Below are 19,770 nucleotides of genomic sequence, written 5' to 3'. Positions count from 1 at the left end.
TCTCCCGTCAGCAGATGTTCACCCTGCTGTACAACGCGCTGAAGGCAATTGACCAACTGCCCGAGGGCGATTCCGGCAAGACGCTCTCCGACTTTACAGATAGCGCAAACATTTCTTCTTACGCGCAGGAAGCAATGGAAGGTCTGGTAAAATCCGGCGCAGTGAGTGGCAGCAACGGCAATCTGCGGCCAACCGCAACGACAACCCGCGCCCAGATGGCGCAGGTGCTGTACAATCTGCTGGGAAAATAAAGCCGCAAAATAACCAAAATCGAGTAGGAGGTCACCCATTAATTGAGTGATCGACCTCTCACACCACCGTGCGTACCGTTCGGTACACGGCGGTTCAACCGCATAAGTGCACAGACTCGTACCGGCCAAGGATGCTGTAGTATCCAGCCTGTGCGAGTCTTTTGTTCGTAATCGTGTGTGTAAGAATACCGCTTCCGGTAGTGTAAACTAAAGTGTGCTTTTGCCTTTCCGTAGGAAATGTAATAAACTAAGGAAAGGTGATAGAAGATGGGATTATTAAGCAAGGAACAACTCAGGGAGCTCATAAAAGAAAAGACTCTGGTGACGGCGGCGGACGTGCAGGACATGCTCAAGGAGATGTTTGCCGACACGCTGCAGGAGATGCTCGAAGCAGAACTTGACACAGAGCTGGGCTACCCGAAAAACGGCAGCAGCCCGGAAGGCGGCGGCAACCGGCGCAACGGCCATACGAAGAAAACGGTCCGCTCTGAATACGGGGAGCTGGAGTTGGAAGTCCCGCGAGACCGGGAGGGCGAATTCGAACCTGCCGTGGTGAAGAAGCGCCAAAAGGACGTTACGGGTATCGAGGAGCAGATTCTTGCGCTGTACGCCAAAGGCGTCTCGGTGCGGGACATTCAGGCCCATCTAAACCAGCTCTACGGCATCGACGTATCGCCGACGCTGATATCCAACGTCACGAACAGGATCATGCCGCTTATACGGGACTGGCAGTCACGGCCTCTGCAGAGGGCTTACGCCGTGGTTTTTTTTGACGCGATCCATTACAAGGTCAAACAGGAAGGCCATATCGTCAACAAGGCCGTTTATATGGTAATTGGGATAGATTTTGACGGAAACAAGGACGTTTTGGGCATGTGGATCGACGAACACGAGACATCCAAATTCTGGCTGACGGTGCTCAACGAGCTGAAAAACCGGGGCGTTGAGGACATCCTCATCTGCTGCGTGGACAACCTGACAGGTTTCTCGGAGGCTATTACCGCCTGTTTTCCGGACACGGAGATACAGAAATGCGTAGTTCATCAAATCCGCAATTCCGTCCGCTACGTATCCTACAAAGACACTAAAAAGCTCCTGGCAGATCTGAAGCCGATCTATACGGCTCCTACAGAGGACGCGGCGTTGTCAGCCATGGAGGATTTCGAGAAAATCTGGGGCGCCAGGTACCCGCTGGTTGTACAGTCCTGGCGCAGGAACTGGGGCGAAATCGCCACGTTCTTTAAGTATCCGCCGGAAATCCGCAAGCTGATTTATACGACCAACATGATTGAAAGCTACAACCGGCAGCTGCGAAAGGTGACTAAAGGCAAAGCCGTTTTCTCCAACGACGAGTCCCTTCTTAAAATGCTCTACCTCGTCACACAGGACGTCATGCTCCGCTGGACAGGCCGTATCCACAACTGGGGACAGATACTCCTGCAGCTCAGCGTCTATTTCCCCGACAGGGTTAAGTCCTTCCTCCAGTAGGCATTAGCACAGTTTACTTGACAGACTTAGGAATTTTTCCCACAGCATGAGGTTCGACTGATTGCCGTCTCGGACGGCGTGGACAGCGAGGAAGGCGACAACGAGTTTACCCCGTTTCGCAACATCATGAACGAGTGGTACGCCAAAGACATTTCAAAGAAGCGCCGGATCGTCAACAAGATGAAAGGCAACTCCGGCGTTCCACTCTCGCAGCCACCCTATGGGTATCTCAAAAACCCGGACGATCCCCGGTTTTGGATAGTAGACCCGGAGGCCGCCGCTGTGGTGCGGCGCATCTATCGCATGGCGCTGGAGGGTTACGGCCTTGCGGAGACGGCAACGGCGCTGGAGCAGGACGGGATTTATAATCCCACCTACTACTGGCGCAGCAAGGGAACAAACCGCAGCGGCTCAAAAAGTACGCTGGAGCCTACCAAGTGGGGCCACACCACCGTCAAGAAAATTCTCGGCTTGCAGGAATATTGCGGCGACGTTATCAACTTCAAAAGTTACTCCAAGTCCTACAAAATGAAACGCCGCATCGAAAACCCGGAGGAAAACCGGGCAATCTTCCTCAATGTCCATGAGGCCATCATCGACCGCCCCACATGGGAAAAGGTGCAGGCACTGAAAAGCGGCACACGACGCAAAAAGCCGTCCGTCTCGCAGGAACCCAGCGTGTTCTCCGGCCTGCTGAAATGCCCCGAGTGTGGAGGCAACCTAAACTTCCATTTCAATCAGGGTAATCACGACATCAAGTTTTTCAGTTGCCAGAACCACAATTCCGGGCTTTGCAAATGCTCCGCTACTCATTATATCCGGCTGGACTTCTTGGAGCAGGTGGTGCTGTACGAGGTCAACCGTCTGGCCTGCTTCGCCAATGAGTACGAGGGCGATTTCATCAAGGCCATGATGGGGCGTTCCGCAAAAGTCGCTGAAAACGACCGGGCGCGGAAACAGCGGGAGTTGGACGGGCTGCTGACGCGGGACAAGGAACTGGATATGCTCTTTGAACGGCTGTATGAGGATAACGTGTCCGGCAAGATTGACGATGCCCGATTTTCCAAAATGTCCAAACGGTATGAGCAGGAGCAGGGCGAAAACGCCGCAAAGGTCAAGGCGCTAAAACTGGAACTGAAAAAGGCCGAGGGCAAGCGCATGGATGTTGACCAGTTTCTTGAAAGTGTCCGGCGGTACACCAACGCCGTCAAGGTCACAAAACGCATGGTGACAGAACTGATCGATCACATTGAAGTGTATCATGCCGAGAAGGACGAGGACGGCGTTGCTACACAGCGGGTCACAATTTTCTATAACTGCATCGGAGCGTTTGACGTGCCGGATCGCCGGAAAATCCCCGAGGCCGACATCCTCATGGAAACAAGAAAGGGCGTAGCTGTCAACTACGCCCCGGCACAAACCGCTTGATTCAATTTTGAGCATAAAAAAGCGGAGTGTCCTTCATAGAATCCTCAGATCCTATAAGGACACTCCGCATGGTCCGAGTGGCGAGACTTGAACTCACGACCCCTTGACCCCCAGTCAAGTGCGCTACCAACTGCGCTACACCCGGATATTCTTTGCTGCAAATCAGCTTGTTTATAATACCATACCATTTATGAACTTGCAAGTACTTTTTCAAATTTTATTGACTTTTTTGACGATTTATTTTTTACCGTTTTGTCTCATAAAAAGCACACGGCTTGTGAGAAAGCAGGCAACCCCCTCTCCCGTCAAGCTGCAGTTCAGAGCAATTCTTTCAGTGTCAGCATGGAGGGCCGGCGAAAAATATGCAGCAACGGCCGCAAACGATCTGGCTTCAGCTTGGGCTGGTTCTCGATCAGGATGCAGCAATCCATCCAGAAAAGGTACAGACATACCTCAAAGGCACTACCCAAAAAAGCGGGCGTAAATTCCGCCTGAATCAGCAAGACGTTCAGCCTATTGGGCTTCAAAAATCCATGAAACCCGCCTTCGACCCGGCGGTTTCCATAGACCACCTGCAGCGGCGGCGGGAAGCCGGGCAGAGAGCAGACGATGATCTCGCTGCCCTTCTCCGGTACTTCCAGCTCCGACGCGTCGGAATCCCAATGCAGTTTGGACGGTCCAATTCCAACTGTGCCGTCAGCGCCGCTGCGAGTCAGCTCCCGGGGTTGAAATACCCGCCGCTCTTTCAGCCTGCAATCCTCGCAGTACCAGCCGAACAGCCGTTTTTGATCAAAATGGAATGTGAAAGTAACACCCTCAAAGACGTGGTGCACGGGAAAGACCGCCTCCGAAGCCTCCGGCGGATAGGGCCGGTCATTCCGGGCGGCATTGCGCAGCACGCGCTTCCACTCATTGCGGAAATCGTCGCCGAATGCGCATTTCTTCAGCCAGTCGGACTCGAACAGCGGCAGAATCTGCCGATACACAATCCCGCTGTTCTCCCGTTCTTCCATGGTGACCTCCCGCCTTTCTCTCAGCGCACCTGATCCCGCAGGGACGCAGCCTCCCGCGCCAGACGCTCGATCTCGTCGAACCTTTCAGCGGACAGCAGTTCGCCCGGGACAATCCACGTACCGCCGCAAGCCGTCACGTTGGCAAGGCGCAGATAGTCCTGCACATTGCCGGGCTTGACACCGCCGGTGGGCATGAATTTCATGGCGGCATAGGGTCCCGCCAGCGCCTTCAACATACCGACGCCGCCCACCACCTCTGCCGGAAACAGCTTCACCAGCTTCAGGCCCTCCCGCATGTTGCTCTCCACCTCGGACGGGGTGGCGCAGCCGGGAATTACCGGAACACCGTTTTGCACACACCAGCGCACAGTCTCCAAATTTGTGCCGGGGCTGATCACAGCCTTGGCGCCAGCGTCCACAGCCTCCCGCGCCTGCTGCGGTGTCAACACCGTGCCCGCACAGACAAACAGCTCTGGGCAGTTTTTTGCAATAGCCCGGATGGAGTCCGCGGCTGCGGCGCTGCGAAACGTGATCTCTGCAGCGGGAAGACCGCCCCTTGCCAATGCTTTTGCCAAAGGAACGGCATGCGCCGCGTCATCCATCTTGATGACGGGCACTATGCCCACCTGAAAAAGAATCTCTTCTGCGGTCATGCGTTCTCTCCTCCCTGCCGATGGGTATCCATAAAGCGCTTCAGTTCCTCCCGGGAGGGCAGGCCCTCGTTGTCGCTGACGTGCATGATTTGGATGGTGCCGATAGCGCTGCCGCGCTGGACAGCCTGGGCAAGCGGCAGCCCCTCCATCACGCCGCTGATGACGCCGGCGGCAAAGCCGTCCCCCGCGCCCACGGTATCCACGATCTTGTCCGGAGGATAAGCGTCCGTGTGGAAGCGCCCTGTTTTCGTATAGGTCTCCGCGCCGCTGGCGCCGGTCTTCACGATTACCACGCCGGAACCGAGGTCCAGATAAAATTTCCCGATCATCTCGGGGTCGGCACTGCCGCAGAGCGTTTTTCCCTCGTTCTCTCCGGGGAGCACATAGTCCGCTATGGCGGCCAGCTCATTGATGGTTTTCACCATCAATTTCTGACTAGGCCAAAGCTGGGGCCGGAGGTTGGGATCAAAAAAGGTCGGGACCCCCGCCTCCTTTGCCGCCCGCATCAGCTTGAACACGGCGGCACGCGCCGTGTCGGACACGGCGGGGAGAATTCCGGTGAGATGCAGCGCGTCCCACGCAGCCACATCTACCTCCCGCAGGTCTTCCGGGCAGAGGGTAGAAGCGGCGGAGGCCTTGCGGTAATAGTAAATATCCGGATCACCCTGACTGGTCTTGCTCTTGAGCATAAAACCGGTACGGTTATTGGGGTCAATTTTTGTCAGGGACGTATCAATGCCGTTTTCGTTCATGCAGTTGACAATCTGGCGGCCAAAGGGATCGTCTCCCACCTTGCTGAGATAGCCCACCCGATGTCCCAGTCGGGTCAGGCCCACCGCCACATTAAACTCGGCGCCCGCAACAGAGGTGCTGAAATGGCGCACATTTTCAAGCCGCGCTTCCTCTTGGGCAATAAACAGGCCCATGGGCTCTCCGGCGGTTAAAATTCTCTTTTCCATTCAACTCTCCCTCAGGGCTGTTTGCCGATATAGGCCAGAATCCCGCCATCCACATACAGCACATGGCCGTTGACAAAATTGGATGCGTCGGATGCCAGAAACACCGCCGGACCCATCAGGTCCTCCACCGCTCCCCAGCGGCCCGCAGGGGTCTTGGAGACTATGAACTGATCGAAGGGGTGTCGGCTGCCGTCCGCCTGCCGCTCCCGCAGGGGGGCGGTTTGGGACGTGGCAATATAGCCGGGGCCGATGCCGTTGCACTGAATGTTGGCTCCGCCAAACTCGGAGCAGATGTTCCGGGTCAGCATCTTCAGTCCGCCCTTGGCGGCGGCGTAGGCGGAAACCGTCTCCCGGCCCAGTTCGCTCATCATGGAGCAGATATTGATGATTTTTCCGTGACCCTTTTTCATCATGCCGGGCAGCACGGCCTTGGAGACGATAAACGGAGCGTTCAGATCGATATCCACCACCTGACGGAATTCGGCTGCGCTCATCTCCGTCATGGGGACGCGCTTGATGATCCCGGCGTTGTTTACCAGAATGTCCACAGAGCCCAGGTCCTTGGCGATCTCCGCCACCATGTTCACAACGGCGTCCTCGTCCGTCACGTCGCAGAGATAGCCTTTGGCCTCAATTCCCTCGGCGCGATAGGCGGCCTCCGCCTCCTTCAGGCGTTCCGGGCTATGACCGTTGAAGGCGATCTTCGCTCCTGCCTGAGCCAGTGCCTGGGCGATGGCAAAGCCGATGCCGTGAGTGGCGCCGGTGACCAGCGCCACTTTGCCGTCCAGACGGAACAGTTTATCCATAGTCATTGTATCCTTCTCTCTCAGCGCATATCCGGGACATCGATGTTGTCCATGTCGTCAAAGGCCTGATTCTCGCCGCCCATGGCCCAGATAAACGTATAGTTGCTGGTGCCGCAGCCGCAGTGCAGCGACCAGGATGGAGAGATCACCGCGTCAAAATTATGCATGACCAGATGGCGGGTCTCCTGAGGCCGGCCCATCATATGAAACACCACGTTGCCCTCGGGAATATTAAAATAGGTGTAGATCTCCATCCGGCGCTCGTGGGTATGAGCGGGCATGGAATTCCAGACGGAACCCGGCTCCAGCTGGGTCAGCCCCATGGACAGCTGGCAGGTTTCCAGAACGTCGGGATGGATGAACTGGTTGATCACCCGCTTGTTGGAAGTCTCCACCGCTCCGCAGGGGCGCTTGTTGGCGTCCTTCATGGAGATGAAGGTGGTCTTGCAGACCTTGTGGGCGGGGGCGGAGACCAGATAGAACCGGGCAGGGTTTCCGGAATCCTTGCTGGCAAAGCTGACGGATTTGGTCTCCTTGGTAATATACAGGCAATCTTCAAAGCCCAGCTCATAGCTTACACCGTCGGCCTCGATGACGCCGGGGCCGCCCAGATTAAATACGCCGGCCTCCCGGCGCTCCAGAAAATAGTGAGTGCCGAAATTGGCCCACACGTCGATTCCCTGATCGATGGGGACCGTCTTGTTCACCGGCAGGATTCCCAGCACGACCATCCGGTCCACATGGGAGTAGACAGCACAGACCTGATCGGGCTGATAGAGGTTTTCGATGAGGAACTCATCCCTCAGTTCCTCGGTGGTATAGCGCTTCACGTCCCGCTGGTTGGCGGAATAACGAATATCCATAATATCCTCCTTACGCTTTCTGCGTCAAATGAAAGCGGAAACCCGCGATGTCCTTTGCGAAGTAGATCACGCGGATCTTGCCGTTGGGGCCGCGACCCGCGGTGCTCTCATCAAAATCGATGCCCTTGGTTTTCAGATAGGCCATGGCCTTCTCCGTGTCGCTGGTGCGAATTGCCACATGGCCCAACCGGCCCAGATATTCCTTCTTCATCACCTCAAAATAGTCGTCGGTAAAGAAGGAGCCTTCCGTTTCCCGGAGGGAGAAGCCGAAAAGGTCGCACAGCAGCTCCGCAGTTGCTTTGGCCTCGGCGGCGTCTTTCTGATTAATACCCACATGAGCCAGTTCAAAACCCAATTCCTTTACGTCCATATTGACAGCCCTTCCTTATTTCGCAAGATACCCGCCGTCCACAGGGATAACGGCGCCGGTGATATAATTGGAAGCAGGACTGGACAAAAAGACAGCCAAGCCCTTCATGTCCTCAGGCGTCCCCCACCGGTGGGCGGGAATACGGCCCAGAATCTCCGCATTGCGGCCCGCGTCGTTCACAAGCGCAGTGTTCATCTCCGTATCCATGTAGCCGGGGGCGATGGCGTTGACCTGAATGTTTTGTCCCGCCCATTCATTGCTGAGCGCCTTGGTCAGCTGAGCCACAGCGCCCTTGCTGGCCGCATAGGCCGGGACGGTGAAGCCGCCGAAAAAGCTGAGCATGGAGGCCATGTTGATGATCTTGCCTCCGCCCTGCGCCAGCATCTTCCGTCCCGCCAGCTGGCACAGGACGAACACGGTGGTGAGATTCACGTTCAAAACCGCATCCCAGTCCTCCAGCGTGAAATCCTCGCAATGATTCCGGCGCTGGACGCCCGCATTGTTCAGCAGGATATCGATCCCGCCGCCAAGCAGCTCCACCGCCCGGTCAAACAGGGCGGGAAGCCCTTCCCGGTCGGAGAGGTCACCCCGCAGACCGGTCACGTCCAGTCCCTTTTCCCGCAGAGCCTGCGCGCTTTTCTCCGCCGCGGCGCTGGAGCCGATGATGACAACTTTGGCCCCGGCCTCGGCAAGGCCCGTGGCCATGCCCAGACCCAGACCCCGTCCGCCGCCGGTGACAAGCGCCCTCTTGCCGGTCAAATCGAAAAGAGAAGTCATCGTTCCATCCCCCTCAGTCAAAGCTGAACATGACTTTGATGGCGTTGGAGCCCTTGGTCATGGCCAGATCGAAACCCTTTTGTGCATCTTCAACGGGCAGAACGTGGGTGACGACTTTTTCAAAGTTCGGGTCCGCGGCCACGATCTGGGCCGCCACGGCGAAATCCTTCCGCCTGTAGACGCGGGTAAATTCAATGGTGATTTCCTTGAACATGCCCTTGATGAAGGGCATACTGGCGGGCTTGGGATAGGAGGCAATAATCAGGATATGTCCGCGTACCTTCACCGCATCCAGCAGCATATTAGCCACCGGCTGCACGCCCGCGCAGTCCATCACCCAGTCGAACCCATCCCCGCCGGTGCGGGACCTGCAGTATTCCTCCACGTCCATTCCCTCGGTGCTGACCACCTCGAAGCCCATGCTCCGGGCCAGATCCGCGCGGAAGGGGTCGTTTTCAAACATCAAAACGGAGGAAGCGCCGAACACCCGCAGCGTCAGTGCGGTGCAAAGTCCGATGGCCCCGCAGCCAATCACCAGCGCGTTGTCGCCGGGGGTAAAGCCCCGCTCCCGCAGTGCGTGGACACATACGGCCACCGGCTCGACCAAGGCGCCCATTTCAAAGGACACCCGATCTTCCAGCGGAATAATGCTTTCCACAGGAACCTGCACATATTCGCCAAAACCGCCGTCGCAGTCGATGCCCAGCAACTTCAGCGTGTTGCAAACGTGGCCGTTCCCCTCCCGGCAGGGGGTGCAATGGCCGCAGGAGAGAAGCGGATACACCGTTACGCGCTTTCCCTTTTCCATGCCGGGAACCCCGCCGCTCTCCAGCGTACCGGAAAACTCGTGGCCCATGACCAGGGGCGCGGTGGCCCGGGGATGAAAACCGGAATAGATATTTACGTCCGTTCCGCAGATGCCCGCATGGGACACCTTTACCAATGCCCAGCCCTCTTTGGGCTGGGGTACGGGAACGTCTTTTACCGCGATTTGATTCGCGCCTTCATACACGATAGCTCTCATTGAGTGCCTCCAGAAAAGCCAATTTTAAAGGGTATTGACGGGATAGCGCGCCGGTTCGCCGTTCAGGAAACGGACAGCCTCCTCGGCGCATTTTCGCTTCAGCTCCAACGCGGCCTCCTCAGAATACCAGGCCATGTGGGGCGTGATCATCAGATTGGGATGGCAAAGCAGCGGACTCGTCCGGTCCAGCGGCTCCTTCGTCACGACGTCGATACCGGCGCCGGCCAGCTTGCCGGAGGTCAGGGCCGCGTCCAGCGCCGCCTCGTCCACCAGTCCGCCCCGAGAGACATTAATGAAATAGGAGCCGTCCTTCATCTGGGCAAAAGTCTCCTCATTCATCATGCGCTGGTTGTCCTCGTTCAGTGAGCAGTGGAGAGACACCACGTCGGACCGGCTCAGCAGCTCTTCCAGAGAGCCGCAGTATTCGATCTCCTCAGGGAAGTGGCGGCTGGGCTGCGAGTAACCGGTGTCAAAGGCAATAATCTTGCAGCCGAAGGGGCGCAGCCGCTTGGCAAACTCGGAACCAATGCGGCCGGTACCCACGATGCCCACCGTCAGGGTAGACAGCCGCCGGACGGGAATAGCCTCGGCGTAATCCCACGCTCCGGCCTGCACGCGGCTCCCCAGCAGCCAGGTCTTGCGCACCACGTTCAGCAGCAGCGCCATGGCCTGATCGGCCACCTCGTTCATGCCGTAGTCCGGCACGTTGCACACCTGCACACCATACCTCGTGGCGTCGGCCAGGTTCACGTTATCCACACCCACGCCGTACCGCACGATGAACTTCAGTGTGGGAATGGCCTTGAAAACGGTCTCGTCCATCTTTGCATACTGGTTTAAAAAGCACACCGCATCCTGGCACTGGGCGACGACCTCCTCCTGCGTCAGGCAGTGGAGCCACTTGAAGTCCATTCCCGCGGCGGCAAATACGCCTGCTTCCACATCTACGTTTTTGTGGTCGCAATCGCAGATAACAATCTTTGGATGTTCGTTCATTGATTTAAGCTCCTTATTTTAAATCAACCGCCCACAAAGAGCATGCTGGCCGGTGCGGCGGTCAGACCCAGCGCGGTAGGCAGCGCCATGGACAGCGCGGGAATAAACGTGACAAACAGCAGCGCCACAATCACAACGGCGAAGAAGGGCAGGAGCATTCGGATGACCTGTTCGATCTTGACATTGCCAATCTTGCACCCGGCGAACAGGATCGCGCCCACCGGCGGGGTGATGGTGCCGACGCAGAGGTTCATGACCATCATCAGTCCGAAGTGGACCGTGGTCATGCCGAAGCCCTGAACGATGGGCAGGAAAATCGGTGTAAAGATCAGCACGGCAGGAGTGGGGTCCATAAACGTGCCCACAATAAGTAAAATCAGGTTCATGATCAGCAGAATGACGATGGGATTGTGGCTCAGACCCATCATGCCGTTGGCAATCATCTGGGGGATCTTGGCGAAGGACATGACCCAGCTCATAATGGAGGACACGCACACCAGGAATTCCACCACGGCGGTGGTTTTCACGGAGCTGAGAAGAATCTTGGGCAGGTCGCTCAATTTTATGTTGCGGTAAAGCACACCCAGAATCAGGGAGTATACCACGGCAATGGCAGAACCCTCGGTGGCGGTGAAGATGCCCCTGAGGATGCCGCCGATGACAACGACAATCAGCAGCAGGCTGGGGATTCCCTGCCACAGCACCTTCAGCGCCGCGGAGAGGGAGTAATGCTCCTTGCTGACATAGCCCCGCTTCTTCGCCATAAACGCCGTCAGGATCATGCAGCCGATGCCCCACAGAATACCGGGGATATAGCCGGCCATAAACAGCGCGGCGATGGATACGGAGCCTGCTACGGTGGAATAGACGATCATGATGTTGCTGGGGGGAATCATCATGCCGGTGGGGCCGGAGGCGATGTTGACCGCTGCGGAAAACTCGCTGGCATAGCCCTCTTCTTCCTCCATGGGGCGCAGAATGCTGCCCATGGCGGAGGCGGCAGCCACGCCGGAACCGGAGATAGCGCCGAAGAGCATGTTGGCGACGATGTTGGTCTCGGCAAGATCGCCGGGCAACCGATGGGCCACCAACCGTGCACAACCGATGAGCCGCTTGGCGATACCGCCGTTGTTCATAATGTTTCCTGCCAGCACAAAGAAAGGAATCGCCAATAGAGAGAAAGAATTCGCGCCGGTAAAAAAGCGCTGCGCCGCGGTAATCATCGCCTGGTTGAAAGGCAGAATGACCAAAATGGCAGCGGCGGAGCTTGCGCCGATGCTCAGACCGATGGGAAAGCCCAGCGCCAGTGTGATCACGATGCCGACCACCATGATAAGGCCGGCCAATGCAGCTTGGTTCATAATCTCTCCGCCTCCTTACATAGTGCCCGCGGTACCATCGCTGGTCCGAGTCGAATGATTTTTGTATTCCTGAACTGCAACGAAGCAATTATAGACAGCGTAAAACAGGGTGATAACACCGCAGAATGGCACAGCAATATAAATCACACCCACGGGGATCTGAAGCGCGGCATCCACGGTGCCCATCTGGTTCATGGCGCCCCGCAGCCCGCCCAGAATCATGACGGCCCCAGCGAAAACCAGCAGCGTGAGATTCGTCAAAATCTCCACCGCCAGCCGCACCGACGGGCTCATGCGATCCTTGAGCACGGTGATGTCCAGATGCTCCCGCAGGCCGAAAACGTAGGCGCTGCCGAACATGATCATCCACACAAACAGGTACTGGGACAGGGTCTCGGAAATGGCGCTGGGCTTATTGAAACAGTAACGGGTAATGACCTGATAGGTCACTAGGACGGTCATAACGCCCAGAATGATGATGCAGCACCACTCCATGACCTTATCGACGCCGCGCTTGACGGTCGTAAGCATTTGCATAAGAAAGGTTCCCTCTCTTTCATAATGGACAGGATTGTGAATGCGATCCCCATAAATGGAAATAAAGCTCCGGTCCCTTTAGCAGGGGAGGCCCGCAGAACCTGCGGGCCTCCTAATTTTACACGAATTGCAGAAAATTACCGCTGCGCCTGAATGGCGGCATAGATGGTCTTGGTCATGTCAGAGCGGTTGGCAACCTCCTGAATGAAGTCCTTCAGGTTGTCCTGGAAAGGAGCGATGTCCACCTTGGTGATGGTGACGCCCAGCTCGTTCTGGCATTTGGTATAGTACTCATCGCGCAGCTGCGCAGCCAAAGTGAACATCGTGTTCACGGACTCGTTAGCCACTTGCTTCAGCGCCTTCTGATCGTCCTGGCTCATGCCCTTGAGCAGGTTGGTGTTGATAATCAGCTCGTCGGGGATCATCAGGTGGTTGGTCTCAGAGAAGTAAGGAGCAACCTCATACTGCTTCAGATCCGTATAAGTAATGATATTGTTCTCAGCGCCGTCCAGCGTACCGGCCTGAATGGCGGAATACACATCGCCCTGGCCCATGGGAGTGCCGACGCCGCCCATCTTGTTCATCATCTGAACCATGGTGTCGGACTGCATGACGCGGATCTTCATACCGGCCAGATCTGTGGGAGAGGTGACGGGCTTCTTGGCGTAAACGCAACGGGGCCCGAGGCTGTAAGCAGCCAACACGGAAAAGCCAGAAGCCTCCGTAGTGGCATACAGATCGTCCAGAGCGCCGGACTGGAATACCTTCTGCTGATGCTCCACACTGTCGTACACATAGGGGCAGCCGATGATGGCAAAGTCGGGGTTCACATTCTCTACCATAGAGTTTGCGACGATGGCCATTTCCACGGCGCCACTTTCAACCAACTCTAAAGACTCCTTCTGCGCGCCCAGCTGCTCATTGGGATAGACTTCGATGGAATAGCGGCCCTCCGTGGCGTCATACAGTTTGTCGCTCAACTCCACCACGGTCTTTGCCTCGGGGTTGTCGATGGACTGGTTGAAGGAGCATTTGAGGACGGTCTGGCCCACCTTCGCGCTACCAGTAGACGCGGCGCCGGAAGAAGACGCGGCGGCACTGCCGGACGCCGCACCGCTGGAAGCGGCTGCACTGCTGGCGGCATTGCTGCCGCACGCGGCGAGGGAGAGCGCCATAGCGCCCGCCAATAATGTTGCAAGAGCGGATTTTCTGCTGAACATACTCTTTTCCTCCTTAAAATTTGGATCTCACCTGTTTTATATTGCTCCGGCCCCTGCCGGTAACAATCTGATCGATTTCCCGCAGCCCGCAGGCTTTTAAGCATAAAGCTTTCCTTAAAGCTTCTTTGAAACCGTTTAATGAAATCGATTTCATTTTTGCCCAAGGAAACATCCCGCCCTTTCGGCGGAAAGTTTCATCCGGAGACAGTGGAACCGCGAATCATCAGCCGATTGGGCAGCTCATCATAGACCGGCCCCATCGGGCCCGTCCCGTGAATGCGTTTGAGCAAGAGCTCCGCAGCCCGGCGTCCCACCTCCCAAGAATCCTGAGTGATGGTGGTAATCCCAGGCGGAATCAGGTCCGCCCAGCCCCAATCGTCGAATCCACAGACTCCAAAGTCCTTTCCGATGTGGATACCAGCGTGTTGAATACCCTGCAGCATGTGAAGCATGGTCACCCCGTTGACGGCGAATACCGCCAGACGCTGGCCGGGGAATCTCTCCCGAAAGGCCCGCAGTTTTTCCACACAGTCCCTGGTGTCCTCCAGATCGAACTGATACATGTATTCCTCGCCCGCAAGATGGAAATTCTCCCGCATGGCATCGCTGTATGCCTGAAAGCGAAGAATTCGGGGCGCCACATAGCGATTTCCCTGGGTGAAAAACGCCACTTGCTCATATCCCAGACCCCGTAAATAAGTGATACACTGATAAGTGACATGATAATTTTCCGTAGCCACGGTATCGATCATTCCCGGTGCCGACAAGCAGCGGTCCGCCAGTACAAGAGGAGTACCCCGCTGGTGCAAGGAGAGCAGATACTCATCGTTCTGCCCTGTGGTATTGACGATCAGACCATCCACCTGATTCTCCAGCAGATCCTGAATACCGGTGCGTTCCCGCTCCGGGTCGTCCTCGCTGTCCACCAGTAAAAGCTGGTAGCCTGCCTGGGTACATACGCTGTTGATGCCCTTGACAATTATAGAGGAGAAGGGGCTGGAGATATCACTGACCAAACACCCCAGCATCCGGCTGTTTCGGGCCTTCAGGCTTTGGGCTATGCGGTTGGGACGGTAATTCAGTTCCTCGATCACTTGATGGATGCGCTGCCGCGTGTCCTCAGAGAGGGCATCGTATCTTTGATTCAGATATCGAGAGACTGTCGTCTTGGAAACGCCGGCCTGCGCTGCCACCTGATCGATGGTCACGCGCTTTGCTTGCTGATCTCCCTTTTCCGGCATCATATCGCTCCTTATCGCTCTTTGACTTCGCCTAATTTTAGTTTTATGAAACCGGTTTGTCAACAGACTTTTGACATTTCGGAAAAAATTCGTCGTATTCAACGACCTTCTTTTGTGTTTTTTGTTTATTCAGCCAATTTTCTTTTTAACCATTGTGCTCCGGGGATGTCCCGCGCGAGGTGCTCTCTGTCAATAACGTTCTCTGTTCAATAGACCTATGCAACTTCCTTTCTTGCTTCAGCAGCAGTGGCATTAATAGCCATCTGTGCTCCGCGTCTTGTCCGGGTCTCTGTATGTAAAGGACGGCAACCTGGCACATCAGCTAAAAACCGGACTTACTGCAGAATCCTGTTGACAAACTTCTCCCGGTTGTGCTATGATACTCAGGTCTTCCGGGGAGGTTTCCTCTTTTCCCGATGGAGAGATGTCCGAGCGGTTGAAGGAACCGGTCTTGAAAACCGGCGACGCGAAAGTGTCCGTGGGTTCGAATCCCACTCTCTCCGCCACATTTTTTCTTTGCTTTCCCGGAGAATACAACTTGACAGATGGAGAAGTACCCAAGTGGCCGAAGGGGCTCCCCTGCTAAGGGAGTAGTGCGGTTAAACGCAGCGAGGGTTCAAATCCCTCCTTCTCCGCCAAAAAGTACCTATAAATTGCATTGCGATTTATAGGTACTTTTTATATGCTAATTCTATTTGTTCTGACATGCATGCAATCTTTATTAGTTCCGTAAAATTCCACCAAGAAACAAAAAATTCCGCTGTGTAGTGTACATGGTAGTGTACATCGGTAGTGTACAAAAAATTCCAAGGAGCATTTACTCCTTGGAATTTTTTCTATTTTATCACTTTTCCTTTATCCAGACTATTGATTGCAAAATGTGCAGAAGCCATATCCGGATGAATATAACGTTGAGTTGTACTAAATTTAGTATGCCGCATAACCTCTTGAATAACAGAAGGCGCAATATTCCCAAGAGCTAATGCGGTTGCAGTTGTGTGTCGGCATGAATAGGGCGGTAAATCTCTTACTCCCGCAAGCTTCAATGTGTCGTGGTATTTGGTATAAAAATTGTCCCGGTTCATGCATAGCACATTTCCAACCCGACTTTGCGATTGTTGACACAAGTCCAGGAGTAACGGCGCAATAACTTCGGAAAATACGATTGGCGTTTCCTTCCGCTTTTTGGTCTTGAGACCGCAACCTTTAATCTCGTATGTGTCCCAATTAATCATATCCTTCTTCAATTGAAATAGTTCGCCCGGCATCATCCCAGTATAAATCATCAAAAGAATGAAGCCTACAAAGTACTCCCCTTTTCCGTAGGTATCCCACAGCTTGTGCAATTCAATTTCACTGAACGGCTGCAATTCTTTTTCATCAAGTGGCGGCAGATTAATAAAATCCGCCAGATTGGTGTGAATCCACTCTTCTGCCATGCCCATTCGGTATAGGTGTGAAAGCAGTGTTTTACAGTCTTTAGCTGTGTAGTATGTTGTAGCTTTTATGTCCACCTCTGCCTGTAGCTCTTTAATTGTTAACTTATCAATTGGGCGAAACATAATAGCTTCCATTTTTGCTTTTGCGATCTTATATGCGGTTTGCTTTGATTTGCCTAACTTCGGAAGTTCATTATTCTTCCATGTTTCCCAATATGAATAGAGACTTGGAGCCTGTCCGTTACTGTCAGCTGTTGGTTGAGCAGCAAAGGTCAATGCCTCCGTCTTTGTACGAAAGCCGCCTTTTGTTCTTCGGATCTGCCGCACTTTGCCGTCTTCCAGAACTGATCCAATTGTCCAGATTGCTGTCCAAGTAGTACCTCTCTTACGTGCGGTGCCAGATCCATTTCCTCGTTTATGTGTCATCTTTAGATCGGGCCCCCTACATGTTTTTCCTCCTCTGTCTTAGCTAAGAAGTCAGCGTATTGCTTAAGTTGCTGACACGCATCTGAGGGTAACACATATAAGTGCTGGCTAATGCTGGCCAATGCATATAAACCTGACATATCTTGTGTATAATTTAAACGGCAGATATTTCGCATTATCTCTATAATGATTTCATACGCTGTACTCGATTTACATATGGCCTTTACAAGTACACAACCTGTCTTGGGATCAGCAATTATGTCCTCCGAAAGGGCTAGAAAAGCATTAAGAACAATATTATGCTGAAACTCTAGATCTTTTTGGGATGGAGGCTCTCTATCATACCAACCCATAAGTTTTGCAGGCGTTGTATCAAGTGCTCTGGCCAAAGGTTCAAGAACATTTACAGGTAGATTCTCAATATCATTACTCTCATATCGATAAATAGTTGCCCTGTTTTTTCCGAGTGCTCGGGCTAATTCACTTACACTCAAGCCTAACTCTTTTCTTCTTTGCTTAATGCGGTCACCTGTTGTCATAGCTTATATCCACCTCACTTTTTAGCATTCATAATACTAGCACGCTCTTCGCAATAATGCAACGTTTAAATATGTTTGGAAAACAGAAGTCGCGTGATGTGCGAATTATTGTTGGCAAATGCAAAGCTTGCTATTATAATAGCGTTGTCGCACGTAGTGCAACAACTAGCATTAGGAGATGACGATTAATGGTAAGCATTAACAAGCTTTGTGGGAAAATTGTAGAGTGTGGACTAACAATTGAAAATCTTGCGGATATGATGGGTATTAACCGAAGTACATTGTATCGAAGGCTTAGTACAGGCGGTGAAAACATCAGTATCAAAGAGGCAAATCAGCTCAAAGAGATACTTCAACTCACCCCTGCAGAAGCAACCGAAATTTTTTTACTCCAAATGTCGCATGCTATGCGACACGCTGAGAGGTGGGAAATACACATGACTTTAACCGATATTGAAGTAGTTTCTTCCAAAACCCTTACCCCTGATCAAGTTGCGCCCATCCTCCGCTGGCGTCCACAAATGATTAGACTTCAGGCACGACAGCGGCCAGAAGCTCTTGGGTTTCCCGTGATAGTAGTTGGTACGCGCGTTAAAATCCCAAAGCAAGCTTTTTTAGCTTATATGCGAGGCTCAGAAATGGGCTGAGGCACGCGCTTACATAATTGCACCTTGAAAAGTCCATACAGGTACGCATACATAACACGTAGTTATTGAAGATATTACCATATATTTGCAATAAGCAAAAGTCTCAATTGTAAACGTTTTATGAGAGAGGAAGGGAGTGATACGGCGTGGGAAGCAATGATTCTATTATTGAAGAAATTATCCGAAGCTATCCGACGCTGGCGGAGAAAATGCAGAGCCTGAAATACTCCATAAGCAGCAGCCATGGAAAAGACCCAACGGCAAGCGCGGCCGCGGTGGAGCTGCCAGCGGAAGAACGGCGACGCTACCATGCGATTAATTCAGCTATCAGGCATACCGTCCAAGCCTACGAAGACGGTCAACGGCGGATGAAGATCCTCCGATCTATCTATTGGAATACTGAATATGGTTCCGACGCTTTAAAAGATGTTTCCGCATTAGAAGCAAGTGAATATAAGCGGGATTTCATTCAGGCTGTATCACAGCGGCTGGGAATGAATGACTGTACGGGATGCATCTATTGGCGGAAGCTCTATGGAGCGAAGGGTGTAGATATACCCGCTTGTATGTATTGCTACGATACCAGCAGGCCACGGGTTCATGACGGGTCTCTATGCTACTCAAAATGCCTGAAGGATGAATCCGAAAAAGACGAGCTGGACTTGCGGCGGGTGCGGGCATACGAGGTACTTGCATGAACGCGGTCTGTAATGAAGAGTGCCTGCACTGCCCCTATGAAGATTGTATCCTAGATGAAATTACTTTGACCGCTTTTCAAGAACTGAAAGAAAAACGGAAACCAGAGCCAACGCGTAAATCAGCGACCAGATGCATTCGAAAAGATTATCAAAAGGACTATAAGAAAAAGTACCGTGAAGCTCATCGAGAAGAAATTAACGCCAGAGATCGCCGGTATCGGCTGGAGCATTCAGAGGATTACCGTGCCAAGCAGCGGCTGTACTATGAAGCTCATGCCGAGGAAAAGAAAGCCAAGAGCAGTGCCTATTATGCCGCTCACCAACAAGAATGTCTGGAAAAAATGAAGGTATACGCCGCAGATCACCAGGAAGAAGTGCGGCAGAGGCAGGCCAAATATCGGGAAGCGCAAAGCAAAGAGTTATCTGCCCAAAAAGCCTCCTACTACCAAGAGCATAAAGAAGGACTGAAGGCTTATAAAGCTTCCTGGTATGAAGCGAACAAAGAAGAAATCCGTGCCAGACGTGCTGCCTACTACGCAGCGCACAAAGAGAAAGCCGCTGCACAGCAAGCCGCTTACTATGCGCAGAACCAGGATAGAATTAAAACACAGCGAGCCGCTTACTATCAGGATAACCGTGATAAATGGGTGGCATATCGGGAGCAGCATCGGGATGAAATCAACGCCAGACAGCGAGAGATTCGGGCAGCTAACAAAGACGAGATCAACGCCAAGCAGCGGGAATATCGCCGCCTGAAAAAAGAGCAGGCGGCAGCGGAGACCGCGCGGTTGCAAAACCCCATGGATTGTGATACGTTAGAGGAAAATAAAACCAACTGACAGGAGGCTTTTTTAGATGAAAAGAAATTTGATAAGGCACTGGAAAGGCGTTGCTGCTACAGTGGTGGCCTTCGGTGTGGTGTGCAGCTCCATCTACTACGTAAACTGTGTGTACCTACCCGGCAAGCAGCAGGCACAAGCGGCAGCGCTGCCCGTCACGGAACCGGATACGTCGAAAGATTATAACTTCACCGT

General features: G+C 53.8%; 21 protein-coding genes and 3 tRNA genes. 8 read left to right on the top strand and 16 right to left on the bottom strand.

The window, feature by feature from the left end:
* The 3 genes from ABWQ15_RS03050 to ABWQ15_RS03040 form a co-directional block, all read left to right on the top strand.
* On the top strand, positions 1–251 hold a 251-nt coding region (locus ABWQ15_RS03050; RefSeq protein WP_353907353.1), incomplete at its 5' end, for an S-layer homology domain-containing protein.
* A 267-nt stretch (positions 252–518) separates the two neighbouring features.
* The gene (locus ABWQ15_RS03045) at positions 519–1,739 is read left to right on the top strand and encodes an IS256 family transposase (protein WP_353907352.1); all 1,221 of its coding nucleotides are present in this window, start codon (positions 519–521) and stop codon (positions 1,737–1,739) included.
* Between the two features lie 78 nt (positions 1,740–1,817).
* Positions 1,818–3,167 (top strand): recombinase family protein, encoded by a 1,350-nt coding sequence (locus ABWQ15_RS03040; RefSeq protein WP_353907351.1) that lies wholly within the window; start codon positions 1,818–1,820, stop codon positions 3,165–3,167.
* 69 nt (positions 3,168–3,236) lie between these two features.
* Here ABWQ15_RS03040 and ABWQ15_RS03035 read toward each other — a convergent pair.
* The 14 genes from ABWQ15_RS03035 to ABWQ15_RS02970 form a co-directional block, all read right to left on the bottom strand.
* Positions 3,237–3,312 (bottom strand) — tRNA-Pro (locus tag ABWQ15_RS03035).
* A gap of 172 nt (positions 3,313–3,484) precedes the next feature.
* Positions 3,485–4,180, bottom strand: coding sequence for a hypothetical protein (locus ABWQ15_RS03030; protein WP_353907350.1), 696 nt, complete (start codon positions 4,178–4,180; stop codon positions 3,485–3,487).
* A 20-nt stretch (positions 4,181–4,200) separates the two neighbouring features.
* Positions 4,201–4,833, bottom strand: a complete 633-nt coding sequence (locus ABWQ15_RS03025) for a bifunctional 4-hydroxy-2-oxoglutarate aldolase/2-dehydro-3-deoxy-phosphogluconate aldolase (protein ID WP_353907349.1) — start codon at positions 4,831–4,833, stop codon at positions 4,201–4,203.
* On the bottom strand, positions 4,830–5,792 hold the full coding sequence (locus ABWQ15_RS03020; protein ID WP_353907348.1) for a sugar kinase: 963 nt from the start codon (positions 5,790–5,792) through the stop codon (positions 4,830–4,832). Before ABWQ15_RS03020 ends, ABWQ15_RS03025 begins: the two co-directional genes overlap by 4 nt.
* 11 nt (positions 5,793–5,803) lie before the next feature.
* Positions 5,804–6,604 carry a gluconate 5-dehydrogenase gene (locus ABWQ15_RS03015; RefSeq protein WP_353907347.1) on the bottom strand — a complete coding sequence of 267 codons (801 nt, stop codon included), beginning with the start codon at positions 6,602–6,604 and terminating at the stop codon, positions 5,804–5,806.
* 14 nt (positions 6,605–6,618) lie between these two features.
* Positions 6,619–7,461, bottom strand: a complete 843-nt coding sequence (gene kduI, locus ABWQ15_RS03010; protein WP_353907346.1) for a 5-dehydro-4-deoxy-D-glucuronate isomerase — start codon at positions 7,459–7,461, stop codon at positions 6,619–6,621.
* A gap of 10 nt (positions 7,462–7,471) precedes the next feature.
* Positions 7,472–7,831 carry a VOC family protein gene (locus ABWQ15_RS03005; RefSeq protein WP_353907345.1) on the bottom strand — a complete coding sequence of 120 codons (360 nt, stop codon included), beginning with the start codon at positions 7,829–7,831 and terminating at the stop codon, positions 7,472–7,474.
* A 15-nt stretch (positions 7,832–7,846) separates the two neighbouring features.
* Complete coding sequence (locus ABWQ15_RS03000) at positions 7,847–8,608, bottom strand: glucose 1-dehydrogenase (RefSeq protein WP_353907344.1); 762 nt, start codon at positions 8,606–8,608, stop codon at positions 7,847–7,849.
* 13 nt (positions 8,609–8,621) lie between these two features.
* Positions 8,622–9,632, bottom strand: coding sequence for a zinc-dependent alcohol dehydrogenase (locus ABWQ15_RS02995; RefSeq protein WP_353907343.1), 1,011 nt, complete (start codon positions 9,630–9,632; stop codon positions 8,622–8,624).
* 24 nt (positions 9,633–9,656) lie between these two features.
* On the bottom strand, positions 9,657–10,628 hold the full coding sequence (locus ABWQ15_RS02990; RefSeq protein WP_353907342.1) for a C-terminal binding protein: 972 nt from the start codon (positions 10,626–10,628) through the stop codon (positions 9,657–9,659).
* Positions 10,629–10,651: 23 nt separating this feature from the next.
* A complete protein-coding gene (locus ABWQ15_RS02985; protein WP_353907341.1) occupies positions 10,652–11,989 on the bottom strand; it encodes a TRAP transporter large permease in 1,338 nt (445 codons plus the stop codon).
* 15 nt (positions 11,990–12,004) lie between these two features.
* Positions 12,005–12,526 (bottom strand): TRAP transporter small permease, encoded by a 522-nt coding sequence (locus tag ABWQ15_RS02980; RefSeq protein ID WP_353907340.1) that lies wholly within the window; start codon positions 12,524–12,526, stop codon positions 12,005–12,007.
* A 137-nt stretch (positions 12,527–12,663) separates the two neighbouring features.
* Complete coding sequence (locus ABWQ15_RS02975; RefSeq protein WP_353907339.1) at positions 12,664–13,746, bottom strand: TRAP transporter substrate-binding protein; 1,083 nt, start codon at positions 13,744–13,746, stop codon at positions 12,664–12,666.
* Between the two features lie 194 nt (positions 13,747–13,940).
* On the bottom strand, positions 13,941–14,987 hold the full coding sequence (locus ABWQ15_RS02970; protein WP_353907338.1) for a LacI family DNA-binding transcriptional regulator: 1,047 nt from the start codon (positions 14,985–14,987) through the stop codon (positions 13,941–13,943).
* A gap of 418 nt (positions 14,988–15,405) precedes the next feature.
* On the opposite strand from ABWQ15_RS02970, the gene ABWQ15_RS02965 reads away from it, so the two are divergent.
* Both ABWQ15_RS02965 and ABWQ15_RS02960 read left to right on the top strand, forming a co-directional pair.
* Positions 15,406–15,493, top strand: a tRNA-Ser gene (locus ABWQ15_RS02965).
* Between the two features lie 41 nt (positions 15,494–15,534).
* Positions 15,535–15,625: transfer RNA gene (locus ABWQ15_RS02960), tRNA-Ser, on the top strand.
* Positions 15,626–15,823: 198 nt separating this feature from the next.
* Here ABWQ15_RS02960 and ABWQ15_RS02955 read toward each other — a convergent pair.
* On the bottom strand, positions 15,824–16,852 hold the full coding sequence (locus ABWQ15_RS02955) for a tyrosine-type recombinase/integrase (RefSeq protein WP_353907337.1): 1,029 nt from the start codon (positions 16,850–16,852) through the stop codon (positions 15,824–15,826).
* Between the two features lie 2 nt (positions 16,853–16,854).
* On the bottom strand, positions 16,855–17,391 hold the full coding sequence (locus ABWQ15_RS02950) for a helix-turn-helix domain-containing protein (RefSeq protein WP_353907336.1): 537 nt from the start codon (positions 17,389–17,391) through the stop codon (positions 16,855–16,857).
* A gap of 188 nt (positions 17,392–17,579) precedes the next feature.
* Between ABWQ15_RS02950 and ABWQ15_RS02945 the strand changes: the two genes are divergently transcribed.
* The 3 genes from ABWQ15_RS02945 (at position 17,580) to ABWQ15_RS02935 (ending at position 19,575) form a co-directional block, all read left to right on the top strand.
* Positions 17,580–18,038, top strand: a complete 459-nt coding sequence (locus tag ABWQ15_RS02945) for a helix-turn-helix transcriptional regulator (protein WP_353907335.1) — start codon at positions 17,580–17,582, stop codon at positions 18,036–18,038.
* 146 nt (positions 18,039–18,184) lie between these two features.
* Entirely contained in the window at positions 18,185–18,736 is a 552-nt protein-coding gene (locus ABWQ15_RS02940; protein ID WP_353907334.1) for a hypothetical protein, read from the top strand.
* Complete coding sequence (locus tag ABWQ15_RS02935) at positions 18,733–19,575, top strand: hypothetical protein (RefSeq protein ID WP_353907333.1); 843 nt, start codon at positions 18,733–18,735, stop codon at positions 19,573–19,575. The genes ABWQ15_RS02940 and ABWQ15_RS02935 overlap by 4 nt, the downstream gene beginning before the upstream one ends.
* Positions 19,576–19,770 lie beyond the last annotated feature (195 nt).

It is taken from the genome of Oscillibacter sp., from assembly GCF_040505565.1.
Taxonomy (GTDB): Bacteria; Bacillota; Clostridia; order Oscillospirales; family Oscillospiraceae; genus Oscillibacter.
This window is presented reverse-complemented; position numbering and strand designations above follow the sequence as displayed.